Source organism: Olivibacter ginsenosidimutans (genome assembly GCF_039542865.1).
Classification (GTDB): Bacteria; Bacteroidota; Bacteroidia; order Sphingobacteriales; family Sphingobacteriaceae; genus Olivibacter; species Olivibacter ginsenosidimutans.
In genome coordinates this window covers 66108-86961 of sequence record NZ_BAABIQ010000043.1, presented here as the reverse complement: position 1 = coordinate 86961, position 20854 = coordinate 66108, and the positions used below count along the sequence as shown (strand labels likewise).

The 20854-nt window shown below is 40.9% G+C and carries 14 protein-coding genes, 1 tRNA gene and 1 pseudogene; 8 read left to right on the top strand and 8 right to left on the bottom strand.

The features are described 5' to 3' along the window. Positions 1 to 14 precede the first annotated feature (14 nt). Entirely contained in the window at positions 15 to 2447 is a 2433-nt protein-coding gene (locus tag ABD930_RS17955) for an ABC transporter permease (RefSeq protein ID WP_345233802.1), read from the top strand. 479 nt (positions 2448 to 2926) lie between these two features. Here the strand turns inward: ABD930_RS17955 and ABD930_RS17950 are convergent. The 3 genes and pseudogenes from ABD930_RS17950 to ABD930_RS17940 form a co-directional block, all read right to left on the bottom strand. Beyond that, a pseudogene (locus tag ABD930_RS17950) lies at positions 2927 to 3048 on the bottom strand (ORF6N domain-containing protein). 135 nt (positions 3049 to 3183) lie between these two features. Beyond that, positions 3184 to 3591 (bottom strand): GtrA family protein, encoded by a 408-nt coding sequence (locus tag ABD930_RS17945; RefSeq protein WP_345233800.1) that lies wholly within the window; start codon positions 3589 to 3591, stop codon positions 3184 to 3186. A 22-nt stretch (positions 3592 to 3613) separates the two neighbouring features. Next, positions 3614 to 5710 carry a sulfatase-like hydrolase/transferase gene (locus ABD930_RS17940; protein WP_345233797.1) on the bottom strand — a complete coding sequence of 699 codons (2097 nt, stop codon included), beginning with the start codon at positions 5708 to 5710 and terminating at the stop codon, positions 3614 to 3616. Between the two features lie 404 nt (positions 5711 to 6114). Between ABD930_RS17940 and ABD930_RS17935 the strand changes: the two genes are divergently transcribed. The 5 genes from ABD930_RS17935 (at position 6115) to cdaA (ending at position 13090) form a co-directional block, all read left to right on the top strand. Then, positions 6115 to 8502: an ABC transporter permease gene (locus ABD930_RS17935; RefSeq protein ID WP_345233795.1), complete on the top strand. Its 2388-nt coding sequence runs from the start codon at positions 6115 to 6117 to the stop codon at positions 8500 to 8502. Positions 8503 to 8678: 176 nt separating this feature from the next. After that, complete coding sequence (locus ABD930_RS17930) at positions 8679 to 9344, top strand: ABC transporter ATP-binding protein (RefSeq protein WP_345233793.1); 666 nt, start codon at positions 8679 to 8681, stop codon at positions 9342 to 9344. 87 nt (positions 9345 to 9431) lie between these two features. Then, complete coding sequence (locus ABD930_RS17925; protein WP_345233791.1) at positions 9432 to 10685, top strand: dicarboxylate/amino acid:cation symporter; 1254 nt, start codon at positions 9432 to 9434, stop codon at positions 10683 to 10685. A 214-nt stretch (positions 10686 to 10899) separates the two neighbouring features. Further along, positions 10900 to 12225 carry a TolC family protein gene (locus ABD930_RS17920; protein ID WP_345233789.1) on the top strand — a complete coding sequence of 442 codons (1326 nt, stop codon included), beginning with the start codon at positions 10900 to 10902 and terminating at the stop codon, positions 12223 to 12225. Between the two features lie 73 nt (positions 12226 to 12298). After that, positions 12299 to 13090: a diadenylate cyclase CdaA gene (gene cdaA, locus ABD930_RS17915; protein WP_345233787.1), complete on the top strand. Its 792-nt coding sequence runs from the start codon at positions 12299 to 12301 to the stop codon at positions 13088 to 13090. Between the two features lie 65 nt (positions 13091 to 13155). Here cdaA and ABD930_RS17910 read toward each other — a convergent pair whose 3' ends face one another. From ABD930_RS17910 to ABD930_RS17900, 3 genes are all read right to left on the bottom strand, one after another. Continuing rightward, positions 13156 to 13566 carry a BrxA/BrxB family bacilliredoxin gene (locus ABD930_RS17910; protein ID WP_345233785.1) on the bottom strand — a complete coding sequence of 137 codons (411 nt, stop codon included), beginning with the start codon at positions 13564 to 13566 and terminating at the stop codon, positions 13156 to 13158. Positions 13567 to 13666: 100 nt separating this feature from the next. Next, on the bottom strand, positions 13667 to 15481 hold the full coding sequence (locus ABD930_RS17905; protein WP_345233783.1) for a M56 family metallopeptidase: 1815 nt from the start codon (positions 15479 to 15481) through the stop codon (positions 13667 to 13669). 6 nt (positions 15482 to 15487) lie between these two features. After that, entirely contained in the window at positions 15488 to 15865 is a 378-nt protein-coding gene (locus ABD930_RS17900; RefSeq protein ID WP_345233780.1) for a BlaI/MecI/CopY family transcriptional regulator, read from the bottom strand. Positions 15866 to 16254: 389 nt separating this feature from the next. Here ABD930_RS17900 and ABD930_RS17895 point away from each other — a divergent pair, with 389 nt between their 5' ends. After that, positions 16255 to 18633 (top strand): ABC transporter permease, encoded by a 2379-nt coding sequence (locus tag ABD930_RS17895; protein WP_345233778.1) that lies wholly within the window; start codon positions 16255 to 16257, stop codon positions 18631 to 18633. A 78-nt stretch (positions 18634 to 18711) separates the two neighbouring features. Here ABD930_RS17895 and ABD930_RS17890 read toward each other — a convergent pair. Continuing rightward, positions 18712 to 18785, bottom strand: a tRNA-Pro gene (locus ABD930_RS17890). A gap of 143 nt (positions 18786 to 18928) precedes the next feature. Between ABD930_RS17890 and ahcY the strand changes: the two genes are divergently transcribed. Continuing rightward, a complete protein-coding gene (gene ahcY / locus ABD930_RS17885; RefSeq protein WP_345233776.1) occupies positions 18929 to 20245 on the top strand; it encodes an adenosylhomocysteinase in 1317 nt (438 codons plus the stop codon). A 61-nt stretch (positions 20246 to 20306) separates the two neighbouring features. Here ahcY and ABD930_RS17880 read toward each other — a convergent pair whose 3' ends face one another. Then, positions 20307 to 20633: a DUF6686 family protein gene (locus ABD930_RS17880; protein ID WP_345233774.1), complete on the bottom strand. Its 327-nt coding sequence runs from the start codon at positions 20631 to 20633 to the stop codon at positions 20307 to 20309. Between the last annotated feature and the right edge of the window lie 221 nt (positions 20634 to 20854).

Below are 20854 nucleotides of genomic sequence, written 5' to 3'. Positions count from 1 at the left end.
AAATACTAAATACCATGTTAAAAACAATCTTCCGCCACCTTTGGCATAATCACTTGTTTACGGCGCTAAATATCATCGGCTTGAGTATTGGTATCAGTGCTTGTTTTATCATTTATCAATTAGTAAGCTATGAATTTGCTTATGAAAAAGCAATTCCTCAGTATCATCATATTTATAGTGTCGTAAGCACTATGCATTTCGATGGACAAGAAGGACAAAATGTAGGCGTACCCAAACCACTCGCCCAAGCGATTAAAGAACAAGTTACGGGTATTAAGCACGTGGTGCCCGTGGTATTGGATTATAAAGATCAGGTGAACGTTCCTGCCGCAAAAGGAGATGAAGAGGGGGCCATTTTTAAAGCCCCAGCATTACAGGTAAGAACGCAAAGCAACTATTTTGCTATGCTTCCATATAAATGGTTAGCCGGAAGCCCCGTGCGGGCCTTAGATGCCCCTGATAAAGTGGTTTTAGCTAGAAGTCGAGCCGAGCAGTATTTTCCAAATATCCCATTTAAAGATATCATCGGTAAAACGCTTATCTATAACGATACCATTACGACACGGGTTAGTGGTATTGTCAATGATTTAGATTTTGCTACGTCTTTCTTTGCAAAAGAATTTTTCCCGCTCGAAAGCAATTATTCCACGCAAACGAATTGGGGTGCGACGAATTCGAACGATAAGCTATATGTCGAAGTTGCCGAAGGTACCTCGGCTGCTCAAATACAAAAAAATATTAGTCAGCTCTCCGCTCAAAACTCCGCTGAACTTTTTAAGGCTTGGCGCTTTACGCGAGAGCATAAGCTTATCAATATCGCGGATATGCATTTTGATGCACGCTACAGCGAAAACAATGTACATAAAGCAAATAAGCCTGTTTTGTTAGGTTTAATTGGCGTAGCTATTTTCTTATTGTTGCTCGCTATTATTAATTTTATCAACCTCAGTACGGCACAACTTCCACAACGGGCCAACGAAATCGGTGTACGGAAAACAATGGGTAGTTCTCGCAGACAACTAATACTCCAATTTTTGGGAGAAACGTTTATTATCTGTTCACTTGCGGCAATAATTTCTATTATATTAACGTACATTTTTACCCTTTCCTTTAAAGAAATTCTTCCGGAAGAGCTCTTGCACTATATTAACTATTATAAACTTGGTGGTCTCTTACTGCTTTTTTTGTTTAGTACCTCCTTATTCGCCGGCTTATATCCGGCATGGCTCATTACACGTGTAAATCCTATACAAACCCTCCGCAATCGAACTGCGGTGGTTATCAACAGTTTCCGCCTATCTCTACGAAAAACCTTAATTGTTTTCCAGTTTACAGTTGCCTTACTCTTTATTATCGGTGCACTTATCGTCGGCCAGCAGCTGCACTATACGTTAACCAAAGACTTAGGTTTTGATAAAGACGCGGTACTCCTTCTGAACGTCCCTTGGAAAAAAGTACATGAAGAAAGCAAGTTTGCCTTATTTAATGAGTTGAAATCGTTAAGCGGTGTTCAGGAAATTGCCCTAGGTGACGCTCCATTAAGTGGCAATTTTAATAGCACGAACTACGACTATCGCGCACAGAATACCACATTGAACAAAGAGTTGCAGCTTAACATCAAGAATATCGATACGCATTATCTCCCGCTCTATCATATGGATTTGGTAGCAGGGCGAAATTTATTACCAGCGGATACGGTACGCGAGTACCTTATTAATGAAACGGCTGCATATGCCTTAGGCTTTAAAACGCCACAGGAAGCCCTAGGCAAATTTATTAGCGAACAGGATGAGCAAGGTTTCAAGCAAAGCCTCCCGATTGTCGGCGTGGTGAAAGATTTTCATAATGCCAATTTCTACAGCTCGATAGATCCGATAGTATTATACAGCAAGCCTCAAAATTTATCCACCTTTAATATTAAACTTAATTCCAGACAGCGACAACAATGGCAAGCTACGCTAAAGGACGTGGAAGGATTGTGGAGGAAATTCTATCCGGAAGAGGCTTTTGAATACAAATTTTACGATCAGCAAATCGAAAGTCTATATCAGCAAGAACATCAGATGGCTAAAATTATCAATCTCTCTACTACGGTAGCGATCCTGATCAGCTGCCTTGGTTTACTGGGCTTGGTCACGCTCACCGCCTTTCAGCGCACTAAAGAAATTGGTATTCGAAAAGTGTTGGGAGCTTCTGTTGCCGGAATCGTAAAACTCTTATCTAAGGATTTCATTAAATTAGTGCTGTTGGCCATACTAATTGCCTCTCCCCTTGCCTGGTGGGCTATGCACAAATGGTTAGATAATTTTGCTTATAAGATTGAAATACAATGGTGGGTTTTTGCATTGGCCGCTATGCTTGCTGTAGGCATTGCACTACTGACGATGAGTGTTCAGGCAATAAGGGCTGCAAGGGCCAATCCGGTAGATAGTTTACGAAATGAATAGATGGATTTGGGTTGCGAGTTGCCTTTCGTTTCTAATATAACTTCAGTCCTTTGATAAATTTGAAATCTTTTTGGTTATAGGTAAATAATTTAAGCTTGGTCTCCAGCGCAGTTGCTATGCGTATACAATTAAGCTATTTATTATTCTTTCCGATCTCATATCCTACTTTTTTTCTGGGTCCTCCTTCTTTTTCAATAAACTTACTCAGATAACTGAAAAGTACCTCAATCTTTTGGTCTTGTTTGATCATCTGCTTTTCAACCCGTTCTACCCTCAAAAATACCTCTTTATGGGCAACTAACAGTTCTCGATTTTGGTATATATATACACATGATCTGAATATTAACCTGAATGGCTGGCTCACTGTTTAATCCACTAGAAAGCATCAAAACGCCATGTTCAGAAAGACATTTGGCAAAGTCCTTCTACCTACCTCCTCGACCCTTTTTTGATATCGCAATTTGCGATGTCAAAGATTGCTATTCTTCATCCGTTAATTGGAACATAAAGTCTTCAGGAAATCTATTCTTATTACGCTTAATTGTTCGTTGAGCCTAAATGTTGGTACGCCATAAAGCTCCGCTAAATCACTATCCAGCATCACTTTCTGTTCTCTAATAAGATATATTTTACTAATCACCGCTTCATCGGGTTTATCAAAAATGCAATAGCAGTATATTGACTGTTAATAATTGTTGTATAACAAAAATACTAAAAATATTAGAATATTAAAAAGCTACTTTCCTCGCCGAAACGAATAATGTTGCTGTAATAAATAGCTACATAAAGTAACTATAACGGTTGCGGTCATGGCAGAAGGTGTTGGATACCAGCCGAACTGTTCAACAAACAATTTAAGAAAGAGATAGTTCAACAAAATACAAAGCATCGCCACGGTAAAATACCGAAATAACTGAATTCGTCTTTTCAAGTAAGACCCTTCGAAAACCACATATAAATTCAAGTAAAATCCTATAGGAAAGGTGATGGCAAAGGCGATAAGAAAAGCAGCTATATGTGGACCACATGCAGCATATCGGAATTGCTTGATTGGAATAAAACGGAAAAATAGGCTGTGCACGCTATCGATCACCTGTAAAATAAAAGAACGGATGAAGGAATGGAATTGCCTTAAAACCCTCATGATATCCGTTCTTCTATGTTGATTAATGATAAAACACCTCTGCTGGAATATCTTGTTTGGCGATATGCGGCCCCTCCCATTGCCAATGTATACCGGTACCTGTTCCTGCCGTTGGCTGATAATAATAGGTGAAGGGATGTAAGCCCGCCTTCAACCTAACAGAAGCCTGCCGCACGTCACCACTTTTATAGCCGTAATCTTCGTCAATTAATAATGCTTGATGCAAGCGTAATATCGATTTACCTGGACTATCCAAATAAAAATGATAGGTACCATCCGTTGGGATTTTCAAATAACCTTCCAACACGATAAGTTCTTTTCCAGCAGTCAAACCGGCGTCGAGGTTTGCTGCTTCTCCTTTTGCTGTAACGAACAGGTTGGATACTTGAGAAATCCAAGGGGCAGTATTGGTGTAGGCTTTCCAAGCAAGCCCAGGAGCAGCTTGTTGTTTATCGATCGCAGGGACCAACGCATCATCGTATGGTCTACGCGCAGCAGTATCCGGACGCCTTACCTGTAATACTTTTTCTTTCATTTGCCCTTGTAAATCGGCCATATGCCCGCCAACCGCCAAGTTTTTGGTTTGCTGCGGATCGTTAACGACATCATATAGCTCAAAATCATCATCGGCAGATTGGATATCGTACCGTACCCCTACATAATTGCCCATACGGATCAATTGCATCTGATTCCGCCTTCGATTACGGTGTTGCGGATCAAATTCCTTGAAACTGGGTGTTGTCCCTCCTTCGTAATATTCTGAATAAACAAGACTTTCTTGTTGTTTTCCCTTTCCCGTCAATACCGGTAATAACGAAACCCCATCCACCCGCGCGGGGGCGGGTAAACCTGCTGCTTCAGTAAAGGTAGGAAGCCAATCATAAAGTGTACTCGGCATAGTAACCACCTTGCCTTGAGCAATCTGCTCCGGCCAGCGAATAATGCTAGGCATCCGTACACCGCCTTCCCAACTGTCTCGCTTGATGCCATCAAACGGGCCGAAGCTGTTAAAGAATGTGGGGTGATTTGGCGCATAATTCTTCGGCAGGTAGGATTCTATAGAAGGGCCATTATCCGAAGTGAACACAATTAATGTATTGGAATCTAGCTGTAAATCTTTTAACAGGGTCATAATATCACCTACCCCGCTATCAACTCGTCGGACAGCCGTTGCATAACGTTGATAAACCCTTGGCCAGGCCACTCCCGGTGTTGCTGGATCATGATCATCATCGTAAACGGCCTGTGCATAGTCAGGATGAGTCCAGGAATCGGGTGTACCTGAGGCCGTATTGATCATATGGCCGGGTTCACCAATCCATTGCAATCCGCCGTTTAACCCTCCTCCTTTTGGATAGGCTTGCGTAGGTAATTCCAATACCGCATGCGGCGTATCATAGGCCAAATACAGAAAAAACGGTTGATCACCTGCATGCCGCTCATGTTCGATAATCCACTTTTTAGCTGCCGCGGTCCATAAATCAGCCGTATAACATTTATCCAATTGATCGGTGATATTTTTTCGACCATCCCACACTTCCTTTGACTCCCGATACAGCCCTTCTTTAGGATAATGTTCATGTCCATCGCTGTGCCGCATATAACCAAAAAAATAGTCGAAACCGCGGTTGAGTGGGTGTGCAGGCCAAGAGTCTCCATCCTTTTCCCACTTCTTCGCTCCTTGCAAGCCCCATTTACCTACAATGGCTGTAGCGTAGCCTGCCTGCCGCAACACGCATGCCATGGTGTAATTATCTTCCAAGGCTTTATCAAATTGGTTGTCGCGCACATTAGCATGTCCCTGACTCTGTCCTAACATCAACGACGCTCTGGAAGGTGCACAGACAGGGGCCGCGCTGTACTGATGGGTAAATTGCGCTCCTTCTGCCGCTAAACGATCAAGATTGGGAGTGAACATCCAAGGTTCACTTTTATTATTAGCTTTTGCCCGTCGCTGCTGATAAAAGACACCTAGATCGCCATAACCCAAATCATCGGTCAGGATAAAAATAATATTAGGTTTCTTTGGCGTATTGGATTGCCGCGCGTTGGCATATTGTCTATTGCTCATCAATAAAGCGAAAAGGACAATAAGCCAGAAGCTCTTTTTATTCATCATGTAATTAATCATTGGATGTACCTCTCAAACTTAGCTAACCTGTCCTTGATATGCAAGTCACAGCATACTTTCTTTTACCAGCACATGCTAACGTGTGAAGTTGCATCCATTGTCCGTTTCCGAACACTTACTGTGCACTATCGTACAGCTAACCCATCACACAAAAATATAATTATTTTATTTACAGCACTTTATGTTTTTTGGTTTTATTTATGCCTTATTTGGTACGATTAGTTATAGATAGCTTAGAGTAGGGAGTACTACCTGCTCTTTGCTTTTTTTATAAGCAGAAAATATATAGTGAAAGTGTCTCAATGGGAAATATAACTTATAACTAAAAATCGGAATACTTAATATTAAAAAATACATGTAAATACGTTGTACAGAGAAGTAAATACTAAAAAATGAACACCAATAACCTAAAGATAGCGTGGCGGGCAGCTTGGAAATCCAAGCTGTTTACCCTGCTTAATATTTTAGGCTTGGCAATTGGATTTGCCGGTTTTATACTTGCTTATGCGTATATCAACCGAGAAAACAGTTATGATGCTTGGAATCCAAAGTATGATCGTATTTATCTCTTAGGCCTGGAAACGCAGGAAAAAATGACCGATCTTACACCGACGGCACTTGCGCCTGCTATCAACGCGTCGATACCCGAAGTCGAAGCGGTCGGCCGTATTGGGAGAGCGCCTTTTGAGGTTCCCTTTATAGCAGACAGCAACGTGTTCTTTGTTAAAAATTGGTTGGGTGCCGACCGCAGTATTGCCGATATTTTTGCGATCAAGGTAGATGGCTTATCGATTGCTAACGCTAAAGAAGAGAAACTAGGTATCCTCTCTCCTGAAGTTGGTAAAAAGCTCTTCCCAAAGGAAGAACAACAGGCTTTCACTGAACCAAAGCAACTGGCCTTGGTCAACGAAACTAGCGGTGTATATGAAAATATTTCTGGCATCAGTCGCACCAGGCCGCTCTCCAATCTCGATTTTGATTATATTGGTTTCGTCGATGATCTCGGCAAGGCAAATGACGGGGGCATGAATGTTTTTCAAACCTATATTGTGGTTAAGCCCGGTACCGACATAAATAGATTGTGCAGCAAAATCAACGCGCTATATCAACAACATGTTTCTAAGGAAAAAGAGACGATCAACTCTTCCCGAGCGGTATCCTCAATTTACCTAGACCCCCTAAAAAATCTTCATTTACGTCCCAAAAACGGTTCCGATACCGGATATAAAATAACCCTTGCATTGGGTATCCTTTCTTCCATCATTCTTTTATTAGCGTGCATCAATTTTGCCAACCTCATGTTGGTTCAGGCACAAAAACGATCGAAAGAGATCGGCATCAAAAAAGTTTTTGGTGTTAGTAGAAAACGCCTTACGTATCAATTCTTAATTGAAGTTTTAGCACAATGTTTGCTGTCGGCTTTCATCGCCTGTTTTTTGGTTATCATTTGTTGGAATACGATGACACGGTTTTTCAACTATGATTTATCTTCTTTTGATTTCAACCAAACGGTAATCTTCCAGCTGCTTGCTGCGGTATTATCAACAACCATCCTATCGGGCTTATATCCGGCCATTATCCTATCGGGATATCATCCTATTGCCATTATCAAAGGCCGTCTACATACCGGGCGGCAATCACTAAGTCTACGAAATGCGCTTTTGGCCTTCCAATTTATTTTGGCTTTTATCTTTATCAGTACCATGTTGATCATTAATCAACAGATGCAGTTTATCAAAGAAAGTGACCGCGGCTTCAACGCTGACCACGTTGTCCATATCAAAAATATGGCAACGTTTAATAAACCTTCTCAGTTCACGGCAATCAGAAATCAAATGAAAGCTATCCCCGGGGTACAATCTGTAACTGTTGCCACCAACTTTCCTGGAAGCGTACCACCAAATGAGGAAGAATTTTCTTTTAGGAACAAATCCTATGCGCTAGATCATTTAGGCGTAGACTTTGAGTATTTCGAGACCTTAGGTATGGATTTGGTTGAAGGACGCTTATTTTCAGAAGAATTTCAGGCGGATAGTACCCAAGCGATCGTGCTTAATGAACGTGCAGCGAAAAGCTTAGGGGCCCCACATCCGCTGGGCGAAACCATACGCATTTGCGATCAAAACTATCAAATAGTAGGCATCGTGAAGGACAGCAAAATGCAAGGTTTTGAACAATTGGTAAAGCCTACGGCGTATACCCTGCAAACAAAATGCACTTATCCCAATCATCCCTTTAAAGCGGATATTTTAGTTAAGCTGAACGGAAATCATATTCGCTCAACATTGAGTACCTTGGAAAAACAATGGCCAAGTATTAATAAATTGGACGGGAAATTCTTCACGTATGATTTTCTTGACCAACGATATGCAGCACTATATGCACAACAAGAACAATTGCAAAAAGCTTTTGTATCCTTTACCGCGTTGATCATTCTGGTAGCGCTAATAGGATTATTCAGTATGTCTGCCTATGCTATTAACCTCCGCGAAAAGGAGGTCGGCATACGGAAAGTATTAGGGGCCAGCGCCCATCAAATCCTATTGTTACTAAACAAGCCTTTCCTACAGCTGGTGTTCATAGCTATTCTTATTGCTTCGCCAATTGCTTGGTGGGGAGCGAATAAGTGGTTAGCTACATTTGCTTATCGCATTGAACCTTCTTGGTGGATTTTTATGGCTGGTGCGATATCGACATTGGTTTTAGCGTTTATAACCGTAAGTTACCAAGCCTTGAAGGCTTCGATCATAAACCCAGTAGAAACATTGAGAAATGAATGAATTTATGCGGAAAGCTCTAAAGCTTAAAAAGAAAAACGTAAAGAGAAAGACATATGTATCCAGCACTTTAGCTCAAAAAGAATAAACCCGAACAGCATAAAGCCAAGAGCATTTAGGAATAACTTGATACTTGATACAAAAAAATTTACTATACTCGTAAAATAATAAAAAAGACCATGATTCAATTGAGCAATATTTTTAAATGGTATAATGTAGGTGGTGTCCGAAACTTTGTTTTGAAGGATATTAACCTCACCATTAACGAGGGGGAGTTCGTTTCTATTATGGGACCCTCTGGTTCTGGTAAATCTACTTTATTGCACATTCTCGGCCTATTGGATGAACCCGAAGAAGGAAGCTACTTATTTCAAGGACAAGAGGTACTCCATTTGAAAGAAAAACAACGTTCAACTTTATATAAAGAACATATCGGCTTTGTGTTTCAAGCTTACCACCTGATCGATGAGTTGACTGTATATGAAAACATTGAGACACCGCTCATTTACAAAAATCTAAAAGGAGCTGAACGGAAAGCCATCGTGGCCGATTTAATCGATCGCTTTGGCATTGTAGGGAAAAAAGATCTTTTCCCCAATCAGCTTTCTGGCGGACAGCAGCAGCTGGTTGGTATCGCTCGAGCGCTAGCGACAAAACCAAAATTGCTATTAGCCGATGAGCCGACAGGCAACCTCAATTCGAAGCAGGGCGAAGAAATTATGGAGCTTTTCAAACAACTGAACGAAGAAGATGGCGTAACCATTATACAGGTAACGCACTCTGAAAAAAATGCAGAATACGGCAGCAGAATTATCGAGTTGCTTGACGGGCAAATTGTAAAATAAATCGTTTTTAGCCTACAACTATAATAAGGAATCTCTTCAAAAAAGAGCATTCCTTTTTTATTGTCTGATTTTTTTTACCTTCGTTACATGTCAAGACTAATCAAAAGCCTTTATTTTCAAGTAGTCATTGCCATTATAATTGGTATCCTACTGGGTCATTTTTATCCTTCTTTTGGCGAGTCACTCAAACCCCTTGGTGATGGATTTATCAAATTAGTAAAAATGATCATTGCGCCGCTTATTTTTTGCACCGTAGTATTAGGTATCGCCGGTATGCAAAACACCAAAAAAGTGGGAAAGGTCGGTTTAACGGCTATTATCTATTTTGAAGTAATGTCTACCATTGCCCTATTACTAGGTATGCTCATTGTAAACCTAATGCAACCCGGTACGGGCATGAACATCGATCCAAAATCACTCGATACCTCCAGTGTAACCAACTATATCACGCAAAGTAAACAACAAGATAGTCTTTCCGATTTTTTATTACACATCATTCCCGACAATGTTATCGGAGCGTTGGCACAAGGTGATTTATTGCAAGTCTTGTTCTTTGCCATTCTATTGGGTTTTGGCCTTTCTAAAATCGGAAAAGCGGCAGATCCCGTTATGTCGGTTACGCAGTCTTTTCTCAAGGGCATTTTCGCTGTTATCAAGATGATTATGCGTGCAGCCCCCATCGGCGCATTAGGAGCAATGGCTTTTACCATTGGTAAATATGGGCTTGGCTCGTTAACTAAGCTTGGCTTATTAATGCTGTGCTTCTACATTACTTGCCTGTTATTTATTTTTTTAATTATCGGCGCAGTACTCTATTTCAATGGTTTTAGCATTTGGAAACTCTTGGGTTATATTAAGGAAGAATTATTGATTGTACTGGGAACATCCTCTTCCGAATCAGCCTTACCGGGCATTATGCAAAAGTTAGAAGATGCGGGCTGTTCCAAATCTGTGGTTGGTTTAGTTATTCCTACTGGCTACTCCTTCAACCTGGATGGTACCTCTATCTACCTCACCATGGCCGCTATCTTTATCGCACAGGCGTTGAATATGCATATGAATTTTAGCCAACAACTAACCCTGCTACTGGTCTTGCTATTAACATCTAAAGGAGCGGCCGGCGTTACGGGAAGCGGATTCATCATCCTAGCGGCTACGTTACCGATGGTGGGGCATGTTCCGGTCGAGTCAGTTGCTTTGATCTTTGGTATTGACCGCTTTATGAGTGAAGCGCGCGCACTAACCAATATCATTGGTAATACTGCTGCAACAGTAGTTATTGCCAAATGGGAAAAGGAATTGGATGTAAAACACGCCGCCCCGCTACTTTGTACGTTTTAAGTACTTAAGCTATGAGGTTTTAGGTATAAGCTTAAGGTTTTCTATCGTATATCTTACACCTTAATACCTTTTAAGCCTAATACTGTTCGTTTTCGTACACTTGTTGCCCGTTTCCGAACGAAGTATGGATCCATTTTTTCAATAACACCCTGTAAATAAAACAGATAAGTTTTTGGCTTAGCCTATGTATCTCTTTGGCACAACAACTTATTACATGGATACGCTAAAGAAATTTTTTCTTACTTTTATTTATATTATTCCGTTATTCGTTCACGGTCAAGATTCCACCAAGACACATTACACCTTAGAAGAATGTATCGCTTTGGCATTAAAAAATAATGCCGATGCGCAAAAAAGTGCATCCAGTACAAGTTTGGCTAAGGTCGACTTAAACCAAGCAAAAGCGCGTTTGTTACCTACTATAGATGGTTATTTAAGTCACGGTATCAATACTGGCTTGGTAACCGATCCCATTACGAACACCAATATCTCACAAAATATTAGCTCCGGTAGCCAGCAACTTAGTGCATCGCTTACCCTTTTTAATGGCTTAAATCGCTTACGCACCATCCGTCAACAGGCCTATGCTTATGAAGCTTATCAAAATGATGAGCAACGGGTAAAGGATAACTTAACGATGGACGTAATTCTGGCCTATTTACAAGTAATTACCGCTCGCGATATCTTAGAACAGACAAAACAACAACGTGATGTTACCCAAAAACAGGTGGAACGATTGACCACTTTGAACAATGATGGCGCTGCCGACCCCGGAGAATTTTACGATATGCAGGGGCAATATTCTGGTGATCAGCTTGCCGTGCTAACCGCAGCGAACACCCTGAAGAGTAATATCGTAATTTTGACCCAACTGTTAAACATTCCTTATGCTGATGAATTATCCTTTGAAGCCATTGATCAAATCCCCTCTGCGTCGACCGACATGATGGATAGTGAAACGCTGTATCAACACGCTGCAACAAGCCTTGGTATTTTAAAAGCCGCCGAATTATCTAAAAAAAGTGCTATTTATGGCTTGAAAGCCACGCGATCACTCTATTTCCCTACCCTTTCTTTAGGCGCTGGTTTGGATAGCCGCTATTCCAACAGCACAACTGGGCGAGGAACCTATTGGGATCAGGTACAAGATAATTTGGGTAAGGGGGCAAGCTTGACACTTAGCATTCCTATCTTAGGAGGGCTTCAACGCCGAATGGATGTTGCTAGAGCGAAAATTTACCTGCACAACGCCGAAATTGATTTGGAGAACGCGAAAAATAATTTACAACAACAATCGGCACAGGTTCTTTTTAATTTACAAACAGCAAAAGAAAAATACCAGGAACAACAAAAGCAGGTTGAAGCTTACAAAGAGTCTTTTCGCATTGCCGAAGTTCAATTTGAAGCTGGAGCAATCAATTCCGTAGAGTATCTCCAGCAAAAAAATAAATACGATCAAGCAAATATTGGCCTAACGGTTACCCAGTACGAATGGCAATTACGTCAACGGATTGCCAATTATTATAATGGCGATCGTTAAAGAACATTAAATCAAAGATAAAATCCTATTCGACCCTTTAACACCACGCAAAAATTATTAACTTGCGTAGGTTATGGGCAATATGGATTTTAGTTTTTTGAGCGTTCGCTTACTGGATGTGATTGACATCTTTCTAGTTGCTATTATCATCTATTACATTTATAACTTAATTAGGGGCACTATTGCCGTGAACATCCTGATTGGTTTGGTTATCATTTACTTGGCCTATTGGGTCGTTAAACAGTCGCACATGCGTCTGCTTACCGAAATCTTTGGTGGATTTATTAGTGTGGGTTCTATCGCCTTAATTGTAGTATTCCAGCAAGAAATCAGGCGCTTTCTCATCCACATCGGAAAGAATATCTCCTTTCGGAAAAACAAAAAGCTTTGGTCCCTTTTTCTAGGCAAGAAGGAAATCGAAAAAGACAATACTGCCCGCTTAAAGCCTATTATCGATGCCTGCCGAAGCATGGCTAAATCCCACACCGGAGCCTTGATTGTCTTTTCTAAGTTCTTCGATGAAGAATATTATCAAAATAGTGGTGAATTCATTGATGCTGAAATCTCGAAACGGCTTTTAGAAAGTATATTTCAGAAAAACAGCCCCTTACATGACGGAGCCCTTGTTATTGTAGATTTTAGAATAAAAACCGCTAGCTGCATCCTCCCCTTGTCGGATAGTGAAGACTTGCCTTTACAATTTGGTCTACGGCATCGCGCCGGTATCGGTGTTACGGAAATGAGCGATGCTGTTGCGGTCATCGTTTCGGAAGAAACGGGAGAAATATCATATGCTAAACAGGGAAATGTCAATATGAATATCTCTCACGAAGAGTTGGAACGACTACTAAATGAAGATGTCTAGGCCATAAAAAAGCCGACGGAGATTTTTTCCGACGGCCAACACAAATAAAATATAAAACTAAAATACTAGCAATACTCATTAAACGCGGCAATTAAGTTATCGGCAATCATTTGTGCCGGTCTGCCCTCAATATGATGCCGCTCAATCATATGGACTAACTTACCGTCTTTAAACAAAGCCATTGATGGAGATGATGGCGGGTAGGGTAACATGTAATTTCTAGCTTTATCTACCGCCTCTTTTTCCATACCAGCAAATACGGTAACAATTTTAGCTGGCTTTTTCTCATTTTGAATAGCTGCTTTAGCCGCAGGACGAGCATTGGCAGCAGCGCAGCCACATACCGAATTTACCACAACGAAAACAGTTCCTTCACTGTTAATTGCTTGGTCAACTTCCTCCGGTGTTTTCAGTTCCTCAAAACCTACGGTAGTCAATTCTTTACGCATAGGCTCAACTAAATATTCTGGATACATATCGTTTGTTGTTTACATGAATTAAATGGATACAAAGATAAATTATCCAACTCGGATAGGCAAGCCAGCTATTTCAACACAGTGTCAGATTCTTAAGTGATTACTGCGCTTCCGGATTCTTTTTTTGATCAATTGTTATCGCCTTCTTATTCAATTCTCTCATCTTCTCTTGAAGCTCTTGTTGCTTTGCTTTAAATGCCGGTGATGTTAGCAGTTTACGAAAAGTTTCCGCCTGCTCTTTAAAGGAATCCGTCTTTCTTAAAAGTTCCTCGCGCTTTTGCTTCATTTCCGATGTGTTCATCTGCGCCTCAAGGCTTTTAACCATTTGTGCCAACTGCTTGCTATTGGCAGCTATAGCTTTCTCCTTTTCTTTCCATTCGTCGGAATGAAAGTAGGTGGAATCATGTCTTATAGCCAAAAGCCCCATTTGCTTTGCTTGCTCCTCCACTGCTTTCATGTGGTTTTTCCATGTCGGAGAAGCAAAAAAATCGTTCATCCGCTTTCCATTGGCGGCCATTTCTTCGGCTTGCTGTGCCAGCTCTTGCTGGAAAGACTTCCATTCCGACGAATTAAAATGATCTTGAATCTTTTGTGCCTCTTTGGCAATCTTCTGACTATTCTGCTGTAGTTCGCGTTCGTAATCCTTCCATTTCTTTGACGAAAAAACTTTTTCCAAGCTATCGTCTATCGCATTAAATGTCTGCTGATTCCTTAGTGTATCCTGCTTTTTTATTGATTTTGCAGGGATTGGCTTTATAGGCGCCGGTTCTTTTACTGGCGCTGGAGGTGCCGGGGGAACGGATGGAACGGCCTTTGCCATTGGTAGTGGTAAAGGTGGTACATTCACCTTCTCTTGGGATCCTGTTGATACCCTTATCTTTGTCGCCATCGCTTTTGCAATTGGATCCTTTCCTTTCAGGGTATCTGCCGACGGATTAATCCATGCTAAACCGATAAACCCTGCCAGCATAAAGATCATCGCCGCCAACTTATGTTTTACGTTTAATGTTCCTGTTTTCATAATCGTTATTCGTTTGATTCGTTCTAATAAATATTCGCGTTTACTAAAAGCTCCTAATGCCAATGCTGGTGCCTTTTTTGAACGCATGCTCTCCAAAACAAGCAACGCCTGTGCATAACCCACCGCATTATCGGTTAATTTCAGCACCTCATCATCGCAAACATGCTCCCTTTCCTGTGTTAACATCCGCCCTAATACCCAAGCAAAAGGATTAAAAAAGAGCATCGTTTCCACGATACATTTTACAATATTCCAGAGATAATCATATCTACGAATATGGGTTAATTCATGTATAAGAATAGCTTCCACCTGTTTGATCTCCAATACTGAAACCACCGCTATCGGAAACAGAATAATGGGTTTAAAATAACCAATAACCGTTGGTGCATGTACGGAAGACGAAAGATAAAAGCCAACCTTTTGGTGAACATGCATTAGTCTAGAGAGATGCTCAAAGGTGGTCTGCCAATGCGTTGGGACAGCTATACGAGGTGATTTCTGGAGTTGCCTGATACGGATATATCCACCGATCAATAAGATTAATTGAACAAGAAAGCCTATGCTATAAATCACCGCTATTTGCGGAAAATAACGCTCTACCTGAAATTGAAGCGATGAATGCCCCACTGGACTGCTATCCGTCTTTGGCGTTGTTAAAACAATGAATTCATTTATTGACTGCTCTATATTTTTTTGTGGCCAATAGGCAATGAAAGTGCCTACAAAAGCAACTAAAAGCAAGCCAAGTAAACTAGATAATAGATTAACTTTCTCTTTGGAAGATAAGTAAAAAATCGATAGCAAGATATAGGCCATACCACACAACAACGCTCCTTGCCATAAAGAGTGTAATAAACTCCATCCCAATGCGTAAATAAACGGTGCCAGATTCATGGTTATTTATTTTTTATTTTCAAGTTCCGCTAACAATTGTTTTATTTTTTCAAGCTCCTGGTCACTTGCTTGATGACTACCAAGCGCCTGCATCACCATACGAACGGCCGATCCGTCAAACATGTCTTTAATGAGCTTACCTAATACTTGTTTTTCTGTTTTATCCCGACTTACCAAAGCACGATAAATATGCGTCTTCTGTTGTTCATCCCGTTCTACTAGACCTTTGCTATGCATAATTTGCATCAGTTTTAAGGTCGTGGTATAGCCGACTTCTTTATTTTCTGCAAAAATCTCATGAACTTGCCGCACCGTACACTCGCCCTGCTCCCATAAGATTTTTAGAATCTCCAATTCACTTTCTGTTGGTTTTATCGCTTTCATTGACAGTTAATTAACCACTCGAACACATGTACGAAGGTTTTCGTATTCAAATATACGAAGGTTTTCGTAAATGCAAAATAAATTTTCATTTTTCTGAAGACGGCACCATTTTGCGATAAATAGCGCATCAATCAACTCATGGTTTGATATAATATCTTCACCTTCAGTTAGCGGCTGTCCAAGTATGAACAAATCGGTGTTCGAAAACGAACACTCGTGAAGACAGCAATAATCATAAACTATTGATTATAAAATGATTGATTTTTGTGGCAACTTTCTTGATGGTATTTTCCGAGCAAATATCTCCTTTTTATAAAGCTAGTTTGAAAATCTAAAGATGATTCACAGGAGCACTACTTGCGAATGTAAAATAGCAAAAGTAAACAACCATGGTTAAAAGCTATTTCAAAATTGCATGGCGAAACCTTTGGCGTAATAAGGCTTTCAGTCTGATCAACATTATCGGCTTATCTTTAGGGATGGCAAGCATGCTGTCCTTAGCGTTGCTGGTTAACCAATATATCACCCGTGACGAGTTTCACGAGCATAAAGATCAGCTATATTACCTAAAAACGTTCTCTTCAGATGGAAATAGCCACCAGCAGACAACTTTTCCCTTATTATATGAAATTGAAGCCACTTGTCCTGAAGTAGAGGCCATTAGCCATTGGCAAGGCTGGGAAAACCTATGGCTATCAGTTGGTAAAAATGAGATTCAGGGAAATACCATTTATGTCGATCCAGACTTTCTGCGAATGTTTTCATTCAAATTGGTGGAAGGGGAACCAACAAGTGCTCTGCAAGAAAAGCAGTCATTGGTTATCTCCAAGCGGATGAAGACCCAATTATTTGGTGATCAACCGGCATTAGGTGAAACGGTAATGTTAGCCGATAGCATCCCCCGTGTCGTAACAGCGGTAGTCGATATGCCTACGAATACATCTTTACACGCAGATGTGCTTTTACCGGTACAGTTTTTACGGGATTATTATACCGATGGCTTCAAAGAAATTGCCAACTGGTACAATGTCTTTGCGCAAGGTTACCTTATGCTTCGCGCGGGAACTAACCTAGACCTATTGAATAAAAAAATAGCTACGATTGTCCAGCAACATTATGCTTCACCAAATAAGCATAGTGTGGTAAAAGTGGTTCCTTTCACACAATTAAAGACAGAGACAGGCGAAACCGTACATAAGATTATTATTGGAGCAATGGCAGCGGCCGTATTTGTCCTGTTGATTGTAGTGGTTAATTTAGTCAATCTCAATATGGCCACCACATTCAACCGGACTAAAGAGGTGGCCGTACGACGAGTGATTGGCTCTTCAAAACAACACATTACCACGCAGTTTTGCGTAGAAAATAGCTTGATTATGGCAATATCACTAGCCCTGGGTTTCGTGGTATTCCGACTGATTTTGTTAACAATGGTAAATGGCATCGCAGGTGAACGTTTGGGAGAATTAGATCTGAGCCATGGAAATACTGTCGTTATGCTGATTGTGGGAATTGCGATCGTCGTCGTGCTTCTTGCTGCTAGCTTACCCAATATATGGCTTAACAGCCAAAAATTGGCCGATGCCATTAAGGGAAAGGTGAACAAAAAAGCCGAAAACGGAGGTATCCGAAATACCTTTATAACGACGCAATTTGTATTGGGCATTACCTTTTTGTGTATGGCATTTATTCTCCATATGCAAATTCGCTACATGAAAAGTGCAGCATTGGGTTTCAATACCGAAGAGGTGGTGGTCGGTTCGCTCGACCTTGGTTTTAACGACATCCAAAAAGCAGATAGCCATTTTAAGGTTATCCTTCAGTCATTGAAAGCAGATCCTTATGTTAAGGCGGTTTCAACCTCACAGGATATCCCTACTGCTTACGGGAATAATTCTAATGGTTTTGTCGACGTAGAAAGCGAGAAGGAAGTGCACATACAGTATGTAGAAGTTGACGCCGGTTTTGTCGACACGTACCAGATCCCTATCATAGCCGGCCGCAATTTTGATGACCAGCTCAAAGCGACAGAAAGCGATAAGGTGCTCATCAATGAAGCTGCTGTAAAAGCATTTGGTTGGTCTGACCCTGTCGGGAAAAGACTCCGGCAAAAGGGATCAGATCAACTTGTAACGGTTATTGGTGTCATGAAGGACTTTCACTATAAAAGCCTAGACCGTCCAATAGCACCGCTAATACACTGGTACGCTGGTGAGTCCAATCTTGGCCTCAACACCCACATCAGTATCCGAATCGATCCACATCATCAAAAACAAATCGTGGCGAAATTGGAAACTTCTTTCAAGCAAATCCCTTCTAAAAAATCATTTCGTTACCAAATGATAGACGAACGGGTCGAAAATCAATATGCGTTATTGGATGGGATATTGAAAGTGACTAACTATGTTGCTTTACTAATTCTACTGATTGCTTGTATGGGTTTGTTAGGATTATCGATGTTATTTGCCCAGCAGCGCATCAAAGAAATTGGCATTCGCAAAGTGCTGGGTGCTTCGGTAACAGGTATTGTATTAATGCTTTCTAAGGACTATATAAAATTAGTTATGATAGCGATCTTCATTGCGTCTCCTATTGCCTGGTGGATCATGAATAAATGGCTGGATGATTTTGCCTACCGCATTACCATTCAGTGGTGGATCTTTGCTTTGGCTGGCCTATCGGCTATATCCGTCGCGATGCTCACCGTTGGTTGGCAGGCTGCACGAGCGGCAGTAGTTAATCCGGTAAAGTCGCTGCAAGAAGAATAGTTAAACAAAACTACCTGCTTGGTATTTCCTATTGCTTCAATAGATGGGGTGTATTGCGTCTTGACTTTTACATTTTAGTCGGGATGACAGGATTCGAACCTGCGACCTCTTCGTCCCGAACGAAGCGCGCTACCGGCCTGCGCTACATCCCGAAAAACCAAAAATACATGGTGTGAAATTACAAAACAAAAAGAAAAGACCCGTTAATTATTACCTCTTTAAAACATAATTCCTGCTAAATAGTTAGTAACTTTGTTCGCTCATCTTGATTATTAACAATTTATAGCAATAAACGATGTCATCAGTAGAGACGAAATATGTACCTTATAAAGTAAAGGACATTAATTTAGCCGAATGGGGCCGTAAAGAAATTGAATTAGCAGAAGCCGAAATGCCCGGTCTTATGGCACTTCGTGAAGAATATGGGGCTTCAAAACCGCTAGCTGGAGCACGCATTGCCGGTTGTTTGCATATGACCATACAAACTGCCGTTTTAATAGAAACCCTCATTGCCTTAGGTGCTGAGGTGAGTTGGTCTTCCTGCAATATTTTCTCCACACAGGATCACGCCGCCGCCGCCATTGCAGCCGCAGGTATTTCCGTATATGCATGGAAAGGCCTCACTGCCGAAGAGTTTGATTGGTGTATCGAACAAACCTTGTTTTTTGGAGAAGATAGAAAACCGCTAAATATGATTTTGGATGATGGCGGAGACTTAACAAACATGGTATTCGATAAATATCCAGAGCTCATCAAGGGTATTAATGGACTATCCGAGGAAACAACAACAGGTGTACACCGCCTTTATGAGCGGATGAAAAATGGTACATTGCATTTACCAGCCATCAATGTCAACGATTCGGTTACCAAATCGAAATTCGACAACAAATACGGTTGTCGCGAATCCCTAGTAGATGCCATCCGCCGCGCTACCGACTTAATGCTTGCGGGTAAAGTCGCCGTTGTTGCCGGTTACGGTGATGTAGGTAAAGGATCAGCCGAATCATTAAGCAGCGCAGGTGTACGGGTTATCGTTACCGAAATTGACCCCATATGTGCTTTACAAGCAGCTATGGAAGGATATGAAGTGAAGAAGTTTGCCAATGCCGTAAAAGAGGCAGATATTGTGGTTACCACGACGGGGAATAAAGACATTGTTCGAGCAGAACACTTTAAAACAATGAAAGATAAAGCGGTCGTTTGTAATATCGGCCACTTTGATAACGAAATAGATGTCGCTTGGCTCAATAAAAATTATGGCCATACCAAAATAGAGATCAAACCGCAGGTTGATAAATATACGATCGACGGAAAAGATATTATTCTATTGGCAGAAGGCCGCTTGGTTAATTTAGGTTGTGCAACGGGCCATCCTTCCTTCGTCATGAGTAACTCGTTTACCAACCAAACCTTGGCGCAGATTGAGCTGTGGACGAATTCGGGAAACTATGAAAACAAGGTTTATACCCTACCGAAACATTTGGATGAAAAAGTGGCCCGCTTACATTTAGCCAAAATTGGCGTAGAATTGGATGAACTGTCTTCTGAGCAAGCGGCGTATATCGGTGTAACCGTGGATGGACCCTATAAGCCTGATCATTACCGATATTAATTTCGGAAGGATATTTAAATGTCGAGCTTTTTGAAACAAGCGTTCGACATTTAAATATCTTTTATTTACACCCTTTTAAAATATCATAAACATTACCCAAATAAGCGGCCTCTGTAAGCACTTCCTTCAAATCTTCCCATTCTTCTTCCGTAAAAGCTAAACTGATTTCATTCGCCGAAGAGTGCATGACTAACCGTTTTTCACCATCTGGAAAACAAAATGCCCGCTGTTCAAAAACATAGGTTTTAATGTGGGTTAAAAAAAGATAAAACTCTTGGTTTAGAAAATGTAATAGTATATTATTATGCCAAATAAAATACATTCCGCACGATGTACACTGACTTACAGTTACCTTGGCCGTCTGGCACAAAATTCTCGTATTGCACATAAAGATGCGTTTGCGCCTGTCTTACCCACACGCTCACCTTTATCGTGTGGGTAAACAGGTCTTTTTTAAACAACCAATTCAAACGTTTCTTTTCCGAATTGAACACTGCAAATATAATATTATTTTTAATCATTCTAAATAACGGATTGCTATTTACATTTTTGTTACAATTGTTCCCTTATTCCTATTATCAAAATTGTATATCCCCCTAACATTGGCTA

Coding starts and splice junctions, on each gene's coding strand:
- ABD930_RS17955 (WP_345233802.1), top strand. CDS start 15: ATGTTAAAAACAATCTTCCGCCACCTTTGGCATAATCACTTGTTTACG.
- ABD930_RS17945 (WP_345233800.1), bottom strand. CDS start 3,591: ATGAGGGTTTTAAGGCAATTCCATTCCTTCATCCGTTCTTTTATTTTA.
- ABD930_RS17940 (WP_345233797.1), bottom strand. CDS start 5,710: ATGATGAATAAAAAGAGCTTCTGGCTTATTGTCCTTTTCGCTTTATTG.
- ABD930_RS17935 (WP_345233795.1), top strand. CDS start 6,115: ATGAACACCAATAACCTAAAGATAGCGTGGCGGGCAGCTTGGAAATCC.
- ABD930_RS17930 (WP_345233793.1), top strand. CDS start 8,679: ATGATTCAATTGAGCAATATTTTTAAATGGTATAATGTAGGTGGTGTC.
- ABD930_RS17925 (WP_345233791.1), top strand. CDS start 9,432: ATGTCAAGACTAATCAAAAGCCTTTATTTTCAAGTAGTCATTGCCATT.
- ABD930_RS17920 (WP_345233789.1), top strand. CDS start 10,900: ATGGATACGCTAAAGAAATTTTTTCTTACTTTTATTTATATTATTCCG.
- cdaA (WP_345233787.1), top strand. CDS start 12,299: ATGGGCAATATGGATTTTAGTTTTTTGAGCGTTCGCTTACTGGATGTG.
- ABD930_RS17910 (WP_345233785.1), bottom strand. CDS start 13,566: ATGTATCCAGAATATTTAGTTGAGCCTATGCGTAAAGAATTGACTACC.
- ABD930_RS17905 (WP_345233783.1), bottom strand. CDS start 15,481: ATGAATCTGGCACCGTTTATTTACGCATTGGGATGGAGTTTATTACAC.
- ABD930_RS17900 (WP_345233780.1), bottom strand. CDS start 15,865: ATGAAAGCGATAAAACCAACAGAAAGTGAATTGGAGATTCTAAAAATC.
- ABD930_RS17895 (WP_345233778.1), top strand. CDS start 16,255: ATGGTTAAAAGCTATTTCAAAATTGCATGGCGAAACCTTTGGCGTAAT.
- ahcY (WP_345233776.1), top strand. CDS start 18,929: ATGTCATCAGTAGAGACGAAATATGTACCTTATAAAGTAAAGGACATT.
- ABD930_RS17880 (WP_345233774.1), bottom strand. CDS start 20,633: ATGTGCAATACGAGAATTTTGTGCCAGACGGCCAAGGTAACTGTAAGT.